This window comes from Duganella sp. CF402 (assembly GCF_900109645.1).
Classification (GTDB): Bacteria; Pseudomonadota; Gammaproteobacteria; order Burkholderiales; family Burkholderiaceae_D; genus Rugamonas.
In genome coordinates, this window is sequence record NZ_FOBG01000001.1 from 3920560 (window position 1) to 3935584 (window position 15025).

At 63.1% G+C, this 15025-nt stretch carries 15 protein-coding genes and 1 pseudogene; 4 read left to right on the plus strand and 12 right to left on the minus strand.

Going from position 1 to position 15025, the window contains the following annotated elements:
* Positions 1-16: 16 nt before the first annotated feature.
* Positions 17-790 carry a 5'-3' exonuclease gene (locus BMZ70_RS17595; protein ID WP_092277952.1) on the minus strand — a complete coding sequence of 258 codons (774 nt, stop codon included), beginning with the start codon at positions 788-790 and terminating at the stop codon, positions 17-19.
* Positions 791-834: 44 nt separating this feature from the next.
* Complete coding sequence (locus tag BMZ70_RS17600; RefSeq protein ID WP_092277098.1) at positions 835-1506, minus strand: glutathione S-transferase; 672 nt, start codon at positions 1504-1506, stop codon at positions 835-837.
* A gap of 161 nt (positions 1507-1667) precedes the next feature.
* Here BMZ70_RS17600 and BMZ70_RS17605 point away from each other — a divergent pair, with 161 nt between their 5' ends.
* A complete protein-coding gene (locus tag BMZ70_RS17605) occupies positions 1668-3275 on the plus strand; it encodes an FMN-binding glutamate synthase family protein (RefSeq protein WP_092277954.1) in 1608 nt (535 codons plus the stop codon).
* Positions 3276-3278: 3 nt separating this feature from the next.
* On the opposite strand, the gene BMZ70_RS17610 is transcribed toward BMZ70_RS17605, so the two are convergent.
* The 5 genes and pseudogenes from BMZ70_RS17610 to BMZ70_RS17630 all read right to left on the minus strand — a co-directional run bounded on the left by BMZ70_RS17610 (position 3279) and on the right by BMZ70_RS17630 (position 6364).
* Complete coding sequence (locus BMZ70_RS17610; protein ID WP_092277101.1) at positions 3279-3575, minus strand: BrnA antitoxin family protein; 297 nt, start codon at positions 3573-3575, stop codon at positions 3279-3281.
* Positions 3559-3708, minus strand: a pseudogene (locus BMZ70_RS29325) (BrnT family toxin); the annotation flags it as partial. The gene BMZ70_RS17610 and the pseudogene BMZ70_RS29325, both read right to left, overlap by 17 nt.
* A gap of 210 nt (positions 3709-3918) precedes the next feature.
* Entirely contained in the window at positions 3919-4188 is a 270-nt protein-coding gene (locus BMZ70_RS17620) for a DUF6587 family protein (protein ID WP_092277104.1), read from the minus strand.
* Between the two features lies 1 nt (position 4189).
* Complete coding sequence (locus tag BMZ70_RS17625) at positions 4190-6094, minus strand: ferrous iron transporter B (RefSeq protein ID WP_092277107.1); 1905 nt, start codon at positions 6092-6094, stop codon at positions 4190-4192.
* A 3-nt stretch (positions 6095-6097) separates the two neighbouring features.
* Complete coding sequence (locus BMZ70_RS17630; RefSeq protein WP_092277110.1) at positions 6098-6364, minus strand: FeoA family protein; 267 nt, start codon at positions 6362-6364, stop codon at positions 6098-6100.
* A 179-nt stretch (positions 6365-6543) separates the two neighbouring features.
* Here BMZ70_RS17630 and BMZ70_RS17635 point away from each other — a divergent pair, with 179 nt between their 5' ends.
* Positions 6544-6768 carry a (2Fe-2S)-binding protein gene (locus tag BMZ70_RS17635; RefSeq protein ID WP_092277112.1) on the plus strand — a complete coding sequence of 75 codons (225 nt, stop codon included), beginning with the start codon at positions 6544-6546 and terminating at the stop codon, positions 6766-6768.
* Positions 6768-7454 (plus strand): energy transducer TonB, encoded by a 687-nt coding sequence (locus BMZ70_RS17640; protein WP_092277115.1) that lies wholly within the window; start codon positions 6768-6770, stop codon positions 7452-7454. Before BMZ70_RS17635 ends, BMZ70_RS17640 begins: the two co-directional genes overlap by 1 nt.
* Here BMZ70_RS17640 and BMZ70_RS17645 read toward each other — a convergent pair.
* Positions 7451-7966 carry a pyridoxamine 5'-phosphate oxidase family protein gene (locus BMZ70_RS17645; protein WP_092277118.1) on the minus strand — a complete coding sequence of 172 codons (516 nt, stop codon included), beginning with the start codon at positions 7964-7966 and terminating at the stop codon, positions 7451-7453. The two genes, BMZ70_RS17640 and BMZ70_RS17645, sit on opposite strands and share 4 nt — an antisense overlap.
* Positions 7967-8184: 218 nt before the next feature.
* Between BMZ70_RS17645 and bfr the strand changes: the two genes are divergently transcribed.
* Positions 8185-8658, plus strand: coding sequence for a bacterioferritin (gene bfr / locus BMZ70_RS17650; RefSeq protein WP_092277121.1), 474 nt, complete (start codon positions 8185-8187; stop codon positions 8656-8658).
* Positions 8659-8673: 15 nt separating this feature from the next.
* Here the strand turns inward: bfr and BMZ70_RS17655 are convergent, their stop codons facing one another.
* Genes BMZ70_RS17655 through BMZ70_RS17670 form a run of 4 tightly spaced genes read right to left on the minus strand, consistent with a single transcriptional unit; the run spans position 8674 to position 14972 of the window.
* Positions 8674-9975: an MFS transporter gene (locus BMZ70_RS17655; protein WP_092277124.1), complete on the minus strand. Its 1302-nt coding sequence runs from the start codon at positions 9973-9975 to the stop codon at positions 8674-8676.
* The gene (locus tag BMZ70_RS17660; protein ID WP_092277127.1) at positions 9972-10892 is read right to left on the minus strand and encodes a PfkB family carbohydrate kinase; all 921 of its coding nucleotides are present in this window, start codon (positions 10890-10892) and stop codon (positions 9972-9974) included. The genes BMZ70_RS17655 and BMZ70_RS17660 overlap by 4 nt, the downstream gene beginning before the upstream one ends.
* A complete protein-coding gene (locus BMZ70_RS17665) occupies positions 10889-12694 on the minus strand; it encodes an alpha-amylase family glycosyl hydrolase (protein ID WP_092277130.1) in 1806 nt (601 codons plus the stop codon). Before BMZ70_RS17665 ends, BMZ70_RS17660 begins: the two co-directional genes overlap by 4 nt.
* Entirely contained in the window at positions 12684-14972 is a 2289-nt protein-coding gene (locus tag BMZ70_RS17670) for a TonB-dependent receptor (protein ID WP_092277133.1), read from the minus strand. Before BMZ70_RS17670 ends, BMZ70_RS17665 begins: the two co-directional genes overlap by 11 nt.
* Positions 14973-15025: the final 53 nt, after the last annotated feature.

The following is a 15025-nucleotide window of genomic DNA, read 5'->3' on the forward strand; positions in this document are numbered from 1 at the left end:
CTTGCAAACCTTGTTATTAGTGGGACCAAGCCAGCATATTCCAGCTGACGCCAACCCGCACATCTGTTTTTAATGCTACCAGTTGTCGAGAAAGATACAGCATTTCGCGTTCTTTTCGTAGTCTTTCGCCCAGCGTGTCCTTCAGAATACCGGCGCCGGCCATGATGGCGTCCAGAGTGCCGTATGTACGCAACAGTTTGGCGGCGGTCTTCACGCCCACCTTGGACACGCCGGGAATCGAATCGGTGACATCGCCCATCAGCGCCAGCAGGTCGGGCAGCTGCTCGGGCGGCACGCCCCACTTCTTCTCGACCCACGCATGGTCATGCCATTCGCCCTTGAAGTGGTCCCACACGCGGGCGCCGTTGGCGATCAGGCCGTGCAAGTCCTTGTCGGTGGTGGCGATGGTCGCTTCGCCGCGTCCCTCGGCCAGCCAGCGCGTCACCACCGTGCCGATCACATCGTCGGCCTCCACTTCGGGCAGCGACACCACATGCATGCCGAAGCCGCGCAGCTTCTCGTAAAAGCCCGGCAGCGCATCGCGCAGCGGCGACGGCATCGGTGCGCGGCCCTCGCGGTAGCCGGCATACAAATCGTGGCGCCAGGTGCGGCCGCCGAAATCGAAGGCGGGCAGCACGTGGGTGGGGTCGTGGTCGTGCAGCAGCGTGCGGAACGACGACAGCGCATGACGCAGCGCGATGTCGGCCTTCTCGGGACTGTCAGGTTCTTGGCTGGCTTCGTAGACGCGGCGCACAATATTGAGGCCGTCGATGGCAAGGAGTCTACCCATGTTCAACTTCATCCGGGCTTGTTCAAGCCGCCATTCTAACCGACTTACTTCAGCAGTTCGTAGGGGCCGCCGCGTTCGAGGGCGCGCTGGAAGGCTGGGCGGCTGTGGATGCGTTTGAGGAAGGCGCTCAGGTTCGGACGGCGCTCGTCCAGACCGCCGCGCGCGGAGGCGGCTTCCAGCGGGAAGCTCATCTGGATATCGGCGGCGCTGAATTCGGCGCCGGCAAACCACGGCGTCTTGTTCAATTCCGCTTCCAGGTAATCGAGATGGCGCTCGATCTGCGGCAGGATGTAGCTGCCCTTCACACGTTGCGCAATGCCGCGCGCGATCGGCTTGACGAAGAATGGCGCCGGGCTGGTCTCCACCCGGTCGAAGATCAGCTTCATCAACAGCGGCGCCATTGCCGAGCCTTCGGCGTAGTGCAGGAAGTAGGTCCAGCGGCGGCGCTCCGCCGTGCCGGCCGGCGGCACCAGGCGGCCATTGCCATAGGTGTCGATCAGGTACTCGACAATCGCACCCGATTCGGCCACCACGATCTCGCCGTCGCTGATCACCGGCGACTTGCCCAGCGGATGAACCGCCAGCAGTTCCGGCGGCGCCAGCATGGTCTTGGGATCGCGCTGGTAGCGCACGATTTCGTACTCCAGGCCCAGTTCTTCCAGCAGCCACAGCACCCGCTGCGAACGTGAGTTGTTGAGATGGTGGACAACGATCATGGTGGGTATCCCGAGAAAAAAGAACGGCCGTGCGCCGCGACGCCGCCAGCTTAACATTGTTGAGCCGCCTGTGCGCAGCACCTCCCCTATGGATGTGGATTCCTCCGGGAAACAGCAGTACACTCGACGGATCGCTAGCCGTCGCCGGAGTGTCCATGAATTTGCTGTCGCCACGTTACCTCGCCCTCAATGCCGCTGTCGTCACCCTGCTGGTTTCACTGGCGCTGGGGGCGCCGTGGGAAATCCCGGCGGTGGCCGCCGCGCTCACCATCGTCGGCATCAGCGACCTGGTGCAGACCAAGCGCGCGCTGCGCCGCAACTATCCGATCATGGCGCACTTCCGCTTCTTCTTCGAATCGATCCGCCCCGAGATCCGCCAGTACTTCCTGGAAGACGACACGGTGGCCGAGCCGTTCTCGCGCAACCAGCGCAGCATCGTCTACCAGCGCGCCAAGCTCGACACCGACAAGCGCCCGTTCGGCACCCAGCTCGACGTCTACGCGCCCGGCTATGAATGGATCAACCACTCGATCGCGCCGGCGCCCGAGCAGCCGCACGACTTCCGCATCGAGATCGGCAACCACCCGGACTGCCCGCGCGCCCAGCCCTACTCGGCCAGCGTGTTCAACATCTCGGCAATGAGCTTTGGCGCGCTGTCGGCCAACGCCATCCTGGCGTTGAATGGCGGCGCCAAACAGGGCGGCTTCATGCACGATACCGGCGAAGGCAGCATCAGTCCCTATCATCGCCAGCATGGCGGCGACCTGGTGTGGGAAATCGGCTCAGGCTACTTCGGCTGCCGCAACGCCGACGGCACTTTCTCGGAAGAGAAGTTCGCCGCCAACGCAGCCTCGCCGCAGGTCAAGATGATCGAGCTGAAGATGTCGCAGGGCGCCAAGCCGGGCCACGGGGGCGTGCTGCCGGCGGCCAAGATCTCGCCCGAGATTGCGCTGACGCGCGGCGTGCCGACCGGCGTGGATTGCGTCTCGCCGGCGCGCCACTCGGCCTTCAGCACGCCGATCGAGATGCTGGAGTTCATCGAGCGCCTGCGCAATCTGTCGGGCGGCAAGCCGACCGGCTTCAAGCTGTCGATCGGCCATCCGTGGGAATTCTTTGGCATCGTCAAAGCCATGCTGGCGACCGGCATCGTGCCGGACTTCATCGTGGTCGACGGCGGCGAAGGCGGTACCGGCGCGGCGCCGGTCGAATTCACCGACCACGTCGGCACGCCGCTGCAGGAAGCGCTGCTGCTGGTGCATAACACGCTGGTGGGCGCCAACCTGCGCGACAAGATCAAGATCGGCGCCTCGGGCAAGATCATCACCGCGTTCGACATTGCGCGCACGCTGGCGCTGGGGGCGGACTGGTGCAATTCGGCGCGCGGCTTCATGTTCGCGCTGGGCTGCATCCAGTCGCAAAGCTGCCACACCGACCGCTGCCCGACCGGCGTCGCCACGCAAGACAAGAGCCGCCAGCGCGCGCTGGTGGTGCCGGACAAAATCCAGCGCGTGGCCAACTTCCATGAGAATACGATGAAGGCGCTGGCGCAGCTGATCGCCGCCGCCGGCCTGACGCACCCGTCGCAACTGCGCCCGCGCCACCTGGTGCGGCGCATCTCGTCGACGCAGGTGAAACTGGCCTCGACGCTGCTGCCGTTTTTGGAACCGGGCGAACTGCTGGACCCAAGCCAGCTCTCGCGCCTGCCGCCAGTGTTCGGCCACTACTGGCCGATGGCGCAAGCAGAAACCTTCGACCCGTATTGCGGTTGAGGCTTATTCCGGGAACGGCACAAAGCCACGCCTGATCGCCCACTCGCGCAGCACGGCATTAATGCCCTGCTGCCAGTCGTCCCCCTGACGCTGGAACGCCGCAATGGTTGCCGCATCAAACTCCATCGTCAACGAGACAGTCGGCGAACCCGGCGGCGCCAGCAATCGCGCCCGCCAAGGCCGGAACTGCGCCAATTCCTCCTCCGTCAACGGCTGCGCATCCGGATCAGATAGCGCAGCAGCATGAATGGCAGCCGCCTCCTCCGGGGGCCAGAATACGATTTTACTTTTGTCCAGCATAACGCCACTCCTCCTCAGGACTAGCTTTGCGCAAGCTAATGATGCGTCGAATATCCCCGCGATCTACAAAAGACACGTGGTACATGTGATAAGCGATTAGACCCAGCGCGCACTCTCGCAGTTCCGTGTAGGCATAACGTGCATCTGTCTAAATAACCGCATTATCCCAGTCAAGCTCAGAGGCAGCCGCCAGCGAAACGCCATGCTTGCGCTTGTTGAGCTTGTCTTTTTTGGGATCAAAGGTGATCACCATTTTTCATCTTATCCGCAGAAATTGAGAAATCAATCATCTGCGGACAAGATAAAACGGACGGCTACAGGCGGCTTTGCGCCGCCTCAGGGATTAGCGCTGCACGTGCAGTTTGATGACGCGCTTGAGGGGCGCATCGGATTTGGCGGGCGGCGCGCTGTCGCAGGAGCCGCAGCTGGAGCAGCCGGTGTCGTCGCCGCAGCCGGATTTGATGTTGAACAGCTTGGCCATGCGCGCTTCATCGTAGCCACGCTTCGCCAGCGCGCCGACGATCTGGCGGCGCAAGGCCGCCGGCAGGTACTTGGTGCAGAAGTGCGCCAAGGCCACCAACACGATCACTGCGACGATAATCTGCTGCCACATATCAGCCTCCAATCAGGGCCGACGAAATCCGGAACGTCAGGAACGACGCCACGTACGCCAGCGCAAACATATAGCCCGCCATCAGCAGCGCATAGCGCGTGCCGCCGGTCTCGCGCCGCACCACCGACAAAGTCGACATGCACTGCGGCGCAAACACGTACCACGCCAGCAGCGACAAGGCGGTCGGCAAGGTCCACGAGGCGGCGATGATCGGCTCCAGCGACTGCGCCAGCTCCTCGCCGCTCTGCGACAGCGCGTACACCGTGCCCAGCGCACCCACCGCCACTTCACGCGCGGCCAGGCCCGGCACCAGCGCAATGCAGATCTGCCAGTTGAAGCCGATCGGCGCGAAGATGTATTCGAGGCCGCGTCCCAGGATGCCGGCCAGGCTGTAGTAAATCGGCGGATGCGTCGCGCCTTCCGGTGCGCCCGGGAAGGAGCTCAGGAACCACAGCAAAATCATCAGCGTCAAGATAATCGTACCCACGCGCGTCAGGAAGATCTTGGCGCGTTCCCACAGGCCCAGCGCCAGGTTCTGCAGGTGCGGCCAGTGGTAGGCCGGCAGTTCCAGCATCAGCGGCTGCTGCTGGTTGGCGCCCAGCGCGCGCTTGAAGAAGTAGGCCACCGCCATCGCCGAAAAGATGCCGGCGAAGTACAGCGTGAACAGCACCAGCCCTTGCAGGCTGAGGAAGCCGTACACTTCGCGCTCAGGAATAAACGCCGCGATAATCAGCGCATACACCGGCAAGCGCGCCGAACACGTCATCAGCGGCGCGATCATGATGGTCACCAGACGGTCGCGCGGATTTTGAATGGTACGCGCCGCCATCACGCCCGGGATCGCGCAGGCAAAGCTGGACAGCAGTGGAATGAAGGCGCGGCCCGACAAGCCCACGCCGCCCATCAGGCGATCCAGCAGGAAGGCCGCGCGCGGCAGGTAGCCGCAATCTTCCAGCACCAGGATGAAGAAGAACAAAATCAGAATCTGCGGCAGGAACACCAGCACCATGCCAGCGCCGCCAAAAACACCTTCCACCAGCAGGCTGCGCAACACGCCGTCCGGCATCGCATCCCGCACGACCGAGCCGAGATGATCGACGCTGTCTTTAATCAGGTCCATCGCCGGCGTGGCCCAGGTGAACACCGCCTGGAACACCAGGAACATCAGCACCGCCAGGATGATCGGGCCGAGCACCGGGTGCAGCACCACATTATCGACCTTCTCGGTCATGGTGTCTTCGGCAGTGGCCGGCGAACTGACCGCCAGCTCGAGGATGCGGCGCACTTCACGCTGCGTCTCTTCCACGCCGACCGCGTCGATGGCCGACAGCGCATTCGGCTGGCTCACCGGCAGCGGCCACATCGCGTCCAGCGCCTGCAGCAGCGCTTTCTCGCCGCCGGCCTGCACCGCCACGGTTTCCACCACCGGCATGCCCAGCTCTTGCGACAGGCGCGCGGCGTCGACGTGGATGCCGCGCTTCTTCGCCACGTCCATCATGTTCAGCGCCAGCAGCATCGGCAGGCCGAGGCGTTTGATTTCCAGTACCAGGCGCAGGTTGAGGCGCAGGTTGGTGGCATTGACCACGCACACCACCACGTCCGGCGCGGCTTCGCCCTTGCGCAGGCCGGCCACCACGTCGCGCGTGATTTCCTCGTCCGGCGTGTGGGCCGACAAACTGTACGCACCCGGCAGATCCAGCACGCGGAAGCCGTTGCCGGCGCCGGTGGTGAACGCGCCTTCCTTGCGCTCGATGGTCACACCGGCGTAGTTGGCCACCTTCTGGCGCGCGCCGGTCAGGCGATTGAACAAGGCGGTCTTGCCGCAATTAGGGTTGCCCAGCAGCGCCACCATCGGCGTGCGGTTCACAACCGGCGCCTGCGACGCCTCTTTTTCTACTGCACCCATTATTTATTCCGGTTGAATCGAAACCAGCGCAGCCTCAAAGCGGCGCAATGCAAAAGTGGAGCTGCCGACCTTGATCGCCAACGGTTCGCCGCCCGGCATGCCACGCTTGAGCATGCGGATTTTCTCGCCCGGCACGAAGCCCAGTTCCATCAGGCGGCGCGCCAGGTGCAGGCCGCCGTCCACGTCTGCGCCGGGCGCGACATGGACCACGGTGGCGCTGGCGCCAACCTTGAGCGTGTCGAGAGTGATGAGGGGAGTAGCGTGCGTCATGAGTACTTTCCGGCCGGAATTTGATACTAGCATTATAAACGGTAATGCGAATGACTTCTATTTAGCTTGCAAACTGCTGAAGTTTAGGGCAGTATACGATTAATGATAATGATTCGCATTAAGTTGATGACAATCATGTCAGGAATGCCTTAACCAAATCTTAGCCAGAAGGTGCATCAATGATTGTTTGTGTTTGCAACAACATCTCCGATCGCGAAATCCGTCAAGCAATGGACTTGGGTATCACGTCGATGGAAGAACTGCGCGACGCGCTGGGTGTTGCCACCTGCTGCGGCCAATGCTTCTCCTGCGCCGAAGACATCCTCACCGAACAGCTGGCCGCGCAAGCCGCCGCCACCGAAATCAAGGAAACCGTGCTGAAACGCCCGGCTTTCGCCAACTAATGAACACCCTGGCCTACCGCCCGGCAGCGACGCTGTCCGGGGACGAGTTCCAGCGCCGTGGGCGCAAGCTGGCCCCGCTGGCCGCCATCGTCGTAGGCCACGCTGTGGTGTTTTACCTCGCTTATTCAGGCATGCTGCGCTCCGTCACGCATGCCATCCTGCCGCAGGTGGTCAACGTCACCTTCGTCGCCGCGCCGGAACCGCTGAAGGCCCCGCCGCCGCCGAAGACCGTGCCGCTGGTGCAGCCGAAGCAAACCTTCGTGCCGCCGCTGCCGCAAGTGAATATCGTCCAGACCGAGCCGACCATCACGCTGCCGCCGCCGCAACCGCGTGCTAGCGAGCCGGCGCCGGCCGTGGCAGCACCGGTGGCGCAAGCCGCACCACCAGCGCCGCCGCAACCGGCCGCGCCGAAAACCGTATCTGGTGTGGAATATATACGCGCACCGCAGCCGAACTACCCGAGCATCTCGCGCCGCATGGGCGAGACCGGTGTTGTGACGCTGCGCGTGCTGATCGGCGAGAAAGGCACGGCGGAACAAGTCGTCGTGCAGAAATCGTCGGGATCCAACAACCTCGACGAAGCCGGCCGCCAGGCCGTGCTGCGCGCGCTGTTCAAACCGCACGTTGAGGATGGCAAGGCCATCCCGGTGTACGCGCTGGTGCCGATCAACTTCCAGCTCGGCTAAAGATCCAGCCTCCCCTCGATGGAGTCATCCATCGTCTTGCCAATCACGGCGCCAAGCAGCATCTTGACGCTGGCCACGGCCTTGCCGTGTTTGGTATCCCAGTAGTAGCCGTAGGTCGGCGCGAACTTGATCAGCGTGATGCGCGGATCGTCCTCGCCCTCGGTGAACCAGGTCTTCATCGTGAAGCTCCACAGTTCCTTGAGTTTGAGCGAATCGCGCGTCACGGTGGCGATGCCTTCAAGATGCATGAACTCGGAGTGCGACGAGCCCTGGAAGTACAGCGTGGCTGACGGATCGCCGGCCAGCTCCACGTTCTTCAGGCTATCGCTGGCAGAGATGAACCAGAGATTGCCCATCTCGTCGACCTGCAGCGCGGTCATGGGCCGCGCGTCGCCGGGGCCGCCGTCCAGGCCATTGGTGCAAAAGAAGCAGCCCGGGGTGCTCTCGATGAAACCACGAATCTTGCGCACGGCGTCTTCGCCGAGCAAATCCTGATGATGAATTGCGTCCATATCGTTCTCCTCGGTTAAGACTGCATGGTAGCGCCGCACGTGCTAACGCTCAGTGGGTTGCCACACACTGAGAATGGTAATAATTGTCATTAGCGCCAAGATTTTCAGGCCGGGGATATTGATACACTTAGCTCCCGATTCATGGTCATTCGCTACACGTTGACTGCCTGTTCATGGCAAAATGCCGGTATTCCCGCAACCATTGTAGAAAGCCTCCCATGAAGGGCGACCAAGAAGTCATCCGCTTGCTGAATGCACAGCTGACCAACGAACTCACCGCGATCAACCAGTACTTCCTGCATGCACGCATGTACAAGCACTGGGGCCTGGAAAAGATCGCCAAGAAAGAATACGAAGAATCGATCGGCGAAATGAAGCACGCCGACAAACTGATCGACCGCATCCTGATGCTGGACGGCCTGCCTAACCTGCAAGCCATGCACAAGATCATGATCGGCGAGAACACCGAAGAGATGATCAACTGCGACCTGAAGCTGGAAAAAGGCGCACAGATCACCGTCAAGGAAGGCATCGCCGCCGCCGAGAAGGCCGCCGACTACGTGTCGCGCGACCTGCTGCTGATGATCCTCGAAGACACCGAGGAACACATCGACTGGCTGGAAACGCAGCTGGACCTGATCAGCAAGATCGGCATCCAGAACTACCTGCAGAGCCAGATCAACGAAGAGTAAAAACGGACGCCAGCCTCAAGCTGGCGTTTTTTTCATCTTCACCATCAACACGGCCACCGCGCCGCACAGCATCAACACACCAGCCAAACGAATCACGTTCTCCGGGTTCCCGCCCAGCAGGCTGCGGTAGTACAGCGGCAGCGTGAAGATCTGGATGATCATCGGGATCACGATAAACATATTGAAGATGCCCATGTAGACGCCGGTGCGCTCCGGCGGTATGCAGCCCGCCAGCATCACATATGGATTGCCCATGATGCTGGCCCACGCCAGCCCGATGCCCACCATCGGCACCAGCAGCAACAGCGGCGTATGAATCAGCGGGATCGCCAGCATGGCGGCGCCGGCCAGCGCCAGGCAAACGCTGTGGGTGATCTTCGGCCCATAGCGGCGCGTGAACGGCACCAGCGCCAGCGCCCCCAGGAAGGCGATGAAGTTGTAGAACGCACCGACTTGCCCCGCCAGCAGGCCGGCATCGCGGAAGCCCTGCGAGGCCTGGTCGGTGGTGCCGTAAATCGTGGTCGACAGGGACAGCATGATGTACTGCCAATAGCAGAACATCGCATACCACTGGAACAGCTTGACCCACGCCAGCTGGCGCATGGTGGACGGCATCTCGCGCACCGCGCTGACGATATCGCCAAGCGCATGGCGCCAGCCGGCCGGCCTGGCACGCATGGCGCTGAGCTCCTCCGCGCTCAACGGATTTTCCTTGGTCGTCTTCAAAGTCCACAGCACGGAACTGATCGAGAACACAGCGCCGATCAGGAACGCCACGATCACAATGTGCGGAATATGGCTGCTGTTGACGGCATCCTTGTTCATGCCCAGCCAGACCAGCAGAGATGGCGTCAGGTACGCCAGCGTTTGTCCGAGGCCGGTAAAGGCGCTCTGAGTCAGGAAGCCGATCGAGTGCTGCTCCGGTTGCAGCTTGTCGCTGACGAAGGCGCGGTACGGCTCCATCGTCACGTTGTTGGCCGCGTCCAGTATCCACAACAGGCTGGCCGCCATCCACAGCGTGGGACTGAACGGCATCGCCAGCAAGCCCAGGCTGCACAGGATGGCGCCAATCAGGAAGTACGGCGTGCGCCGCCCCCAGCGCGTGACCGTGCGGTCGCTCATGGCGCCGATCAGCGGCTGCACCAGCAGCCCGGTCATGGGACCGGCCAGCCACAAATACGGCAAGCTGGCTTCATCGGCGCCGAGGTATTTGTAAATGGGGCTCATGCTGCTCTGCTGCAGGCCGAAACTGAACTGGATGCCGAAGAACCCAATGTTCATGTTCACGATCTGCCAGAACGACAGGCGCGGCTTCATGCCACCGCTCCCGCATTCCAGCGCTGCAGCCATGAGGTATAGAAGCCGATATCTTCAGGCACTGCGCCCGGAATGCCGCAAATGGCGCCGGCAAAGGCGTTCGCACGCGCCAGCGTGAGCGGCAGCGGCCAGCCCTGCGACTGGCCGAACAGGAACACGGCGGAGAAGGCGTCGCCCGCGCCGACGGTATCGACGATGCGCGGCGGCGCAAAGCATTCATGGCTGGACGTCACCGTGCCATCGGCGGCAAAGTGCAGCGCGCCGCGCTCGCCCAGCGTGACGATCAGCCCTTGCAGGCCGAAAGTGCGCATCAGCGTCTGGCAAGACTCCTGCATGTCGGCCGGCTCGGTGTGGGTGTACCAGCGGAACAGGTCTTGCAGTTCATCCTCGTTGACCTTGACGATGTCGGCCAGCTTGAGCGACTCGTGGGCGATGCGCTCGGTGACCTGGCCTTCGCGCACATTCAAGTCCAGATAGCGCTGCGCGCGGGACGCATCCAGCATGGCGCGCAAGGTGGCGCGCGATTGCGGATGGCGCTGCGCCAGCGTGCCGAAGTAGATGACCGCAGGCTGCGCCTCAGCCAGCGCTTGCAATGCCGGCGCGGTCTCCACGTAATCGTAAGCCTGGTCCGGCAGGATGATGAAGCGATGGCCGTCCGCATTGCGTTCGACCACCACGCGGCCGGTAGCCTCGCGCTCATTGACCTGCAGCGCCGCCTTGCTCATGCCGAAGCGCGCAAACTCGTCGCCGATGCGGGCGCCGTTCTTGTCGGCGCCGATGCGTGTGACCATCAATGTGGCGACACCGAATGCGGCCAGGTTGCGCGCCACGTTGAACGGTGCACCACCCACCACCTGCTCGGTGATGAAATCGTCCACCAGTGCTTCGCCGAAGACCGCGATGGTATGTTTGCTCATGCTGCCGCTCCACGTTCCAGCCATTGCATTGCATACGGCGCCAGCGTGGCCGCGCCATCCAGTATGCGCCCGTCCAGGCAGTCGGTCCACCGGCCCTGCAGCGCATAGCTTTGCGGCTGGCCGGAGAAGTTCATCAGGGCGAGGAAACGCTCGCCGCGCGCCAGCGCCAGCATGCCATCCGGCGCATCGTCCAGCAAGGTGCGCGGTGCGTTGGCCGCCAGTGCCTCATGCCGGCGGCGCGCTGCCAGCAGACTTTGCAGCGACTGGTACATGCAGCCTTCGCTGCGATGCTGCCAGCGCTCATCGTCGAAACGTGGACGCTGCAGCCAGCGGCTGTCCATCGCGTGCTGTGGACGATGCAGGTAGCTGTAGTCATTCTCCATCGCCAGCTCGTCGCCCATGTACAGCACCGGCAGCGCACCGAAGCTCAGTGCAAGGCCATGCAGCAGCAGCATGCGGCGCATGGCCTGCTCGCGCTCTTCGTCGCTGCGCGCGGTTTGCAGGCCCACCAGCGATGCCGCCATGCCGTTGCTGCCGTGCGCCGCGTTCGGATCGCTGCTCTGGAACGATGCGCCGGCGGCGTAGCTGTCCTCGGCACCGGTGTAGAAGCGCGCCGCGCGCGCCAGGCGTGCGTTGGCATCGTGCCCACCGGCTGCGGCTTCGGCGCGCAGCACGTTCCAGCCGATATCGTCGTGGCAGCGCACGTAGCTGAGCCACGTGGCGGCTTGCGGCAGCGCCGGCGTGTTGCGTATCACCTCGCGCATCGCGCTGGTGCTTTGCTCGGACAAGGCCAGCCAGCCAGCGGCCATCAGGCTGCTGTGATAGGCGATGTGGCACTCGCGCGCCTCGTCGCTGCCCAGGTAGGCCGGTAACTCGCACGTCGGCACAATCGCTTCGGCCTTCAGCAGCACGCCCGGCGCCACGATATCGACAATCGCGCGCAAGGCTTGCAGGATCTGGTGCGCCTCCGGCTGGTTCATGCTGTTGGTGCCTTCGCGCTTCCACAGGAAGGCGGTGGAGTCGAGACGGAATACTTCAATGCCGCGATTCGCCAGTCGCAGCAAGGCCACCGCCATTTCGGCAAACACCGCCGGGTTGGCGTAGTTCAGGTCCCACTGGTACGGGTAGAACGTGCTCCACACCCAGCCGCCCATCGCATCCACCTGAACGAAGTTGCCCGGTGCGACTTGCGGGAACACCTGCCCCAGCGTGCGCTCGTAACGGTCCGGCATCTCGCGGTCGGGATAGACCAGGAACATGGCGCGCGCCGCCGCATCGCCGGCCTTCGCGGCAAGCGCCCATGCGTGATCGTCCGCCACGTGATTCAGAATGAAGTCCGAGCACAGGCTGATGCCGGCCGCGCGCAGTTGTGTAGTCAACGCATCGAGATCGGCATTAGTGCCCAGCGCCGGCTCCACGTCATCAAAACTGGACACCGCGAAGCCGCCATCATTCTCGCCTGCCCGCGCGCGCAGGAAAGGCAGCAAGTGCAGATAGCTGACGCCCATCTCCTGCAGATACGGAATGCGCGCCGCCACGCCATTCAAGTCGCCGCCGAAGTTCTGCACATAGGCGCAGTAGCCCAGCATGCGCTGGCTGAGGAACCAGTCCGGCTGCGCGGCGCGCTGTTCATCCAGCGCCCGCAGCTCCGCCGGACGCGCCGAGTGCAGCGCCTCCAGCGACGCCATCAACTCGCCCAGCCACGCGTCGAAGTGCGCGTGTTCACCATACAGGCCGGCCAGCAACCGGCGCAGCACCGGTTCGTGGACGGCCAGGCGTTGCGACATTTCTTTAGAAGGCATAGGACAGGCTGACTTTCGCGGCGCGGCCGGAGATGGAGCGGGCGGCGTGGCCGTCGCCTTCCACTTCGGTGTAGCCGATCTTGTTGAACAGGTTATTCACGCTCAGCGACAGTGTCGCCTTCGGCGTGACGCTGTAGTTGACGTAGGCATTCACCACTTCATACGCCGGCAGCACGATGGTATGCGCATCGTCACCCCACGACTTTCCGGTGCCGATCAAGCTGGCGCCGAAGGTGGCGTCTCCCATCGAATAGCTAGGCGCGAGCTGGTAAATATACTTGGCCTGGCGGCGCGGCGTATTGCCGATATTGGCCACATCCGCTGCGGCGGTGCCAGTGATCTTGGCGTCGGTGTAGGTCATGCCGCCGGTGATGCGGAAGCCGCCGTTGCTGTACGCGCCCTCCAGCTCCACGCCTTTCGCATCGTACTTGTTGGAGGTACTGCGCTGGGTGGTGGCCTCGTAGTTGCTCTCGTCGGTCTTGGCCTGGAACAGCGTGACGAAGGTGCTGATGCCGCCGCTGCGCCACTTCACGCCGCCCTCGATCTGCTTGACGGTGTTGATGTTGATCGGCGCGCTGCCATCCAGCGGCGTGCCAAACAGGATGCGATCTGCGTTGAAGGACACGCCGTCGCTGACGCGGGCAAACGCCGACAGGTTTTTCGAGAACGCGTAGTTGCCGCCGACCGAGTACGAATTGTGATTCAGCTTGTAGTCCACGAACTGCTCGGTGGCCGCATCGTAGCGCAGCGTGCCGTTGCTGATCGTGGCGATATTGGCGGTGCCGCTGGCCTGCTGGCGGTCCTGGCGGATGCTGGCGTCGACGTTCAACGGACCGGCTTCATAACCGAGATTGAGGTAAGGCGACGTCAGTTTGTACTCCACGTCCACCGCGCGCGAGCAGCAGCCGCCGAAAGCCGGGCCCACCAACCCCGGCGTGGCGCTGGACGTTTGCAGCAGCGCCGGTTTGTCGCCGGTGGCCTGCATCAGGTACTCGTTGAAGTTCCACGTCAACGCCAGCTTTTGCGTCGACAGGTACAGGCCTGCGGTGGTGGTCAGCTTGCTGCCGTCCGCCAGCTTGAAGGTCTTGGCCAGCTTGGTGTCGTTCAGCGTATTGCCGGCGTCGTCGATCGAGGTGTTGAACACCACGGCCGAGAAGGCGCGGCCATTGTAAGCCTTGCCCTTGTTCGGGCCAGTAGCGAAGGTGTAGTTGCCGACCGTGCCGTTATTGGCGGCGAACACGCCGGCAAAGCGGCCGCTGTTGCTGGAGGTGCGGAACTTGTCGCTCAGGTTCCAGCCGTCGCCCAGGTCGAACGAGCCTTCGAGGCCGAGCGAATCGCTCTTCACTTTCAGGCCGTCGTTGACGTTGGTCGATACCGGCGTGTTGTTCTTGCTGAGGACCACATCGCGCACCCAGTACGGCGAGTAGAAGCTCACCGTGCGCGGATCGATGCCGGGGATTTCCTGGATCTGTTTGTTCACCACCTGCACCGGCACCGGCAGCGCGGTCGGCGATTTATCGTCCAGGTGTTTGAACGACAGGCGGATAAAGCCATTATCCAGGTCATGCGTGATATTGCCGCGAATCTGGCCGCCGTCCTCGGTGCTCATGCCGGTATTGCGCACGCCTTCGCCGGTGCGGTAGTTACCGCCGATGAAGAAGCGGGTCTTGTCCGAGATCGGCGCACCGTAGTCAAAGTCGTAGCGGGTTTCGTCGTAGCCCAGGCCTCGGCTGATGGCGACATGGCCGCCCTGCTCCTCGCCGGTCTTGGTGATGAAGTTGATGATGCCGCCCGGCGCATTGGTCGCCAGCGTGGAAGCCGAGCCGCCGCGCACCACCTCCAGGTGGTCCAGCGTGCCGTCGATCTTCACATAGCTGTCTGGCGTGATGAAATTGAAGTCGCCCGATTGCAGCACCGGCAGGCCGTCTTCCTGGATCTGCACATAGCGCGCGCCGCCGGCCGAAATCGGCACACCGCGCACGGTGATGTTGGCATTGCCCTCGCCGCCCGACGACTCCGAGCGCACGCCCGGCACCGAGCGCAGCACCTCGGCCGCGCTCAGTGGCGCGGCGTTCTTGATGGCGTCGCCCTCGATGGTGCTGATCGACACGCTGGTTTTCATCTTGGACGAGGCGCCGCTGGTGCCGGTGACGACCACGCGCTCCATGTTCAGGCCATCTGCGGCCGGGGCTTCCTGCGCGGCGGCGCCGCTCATATGCAGGACAGCGGTTGCGACGGCGGCAGCGATGCCGCCCAGTTTAAGGGTGCGGTGTTCCATGTGGCGTCTCCAGATATTGTCGTTGTTGCTGCTTTATTGAGCAGGTGAACGCA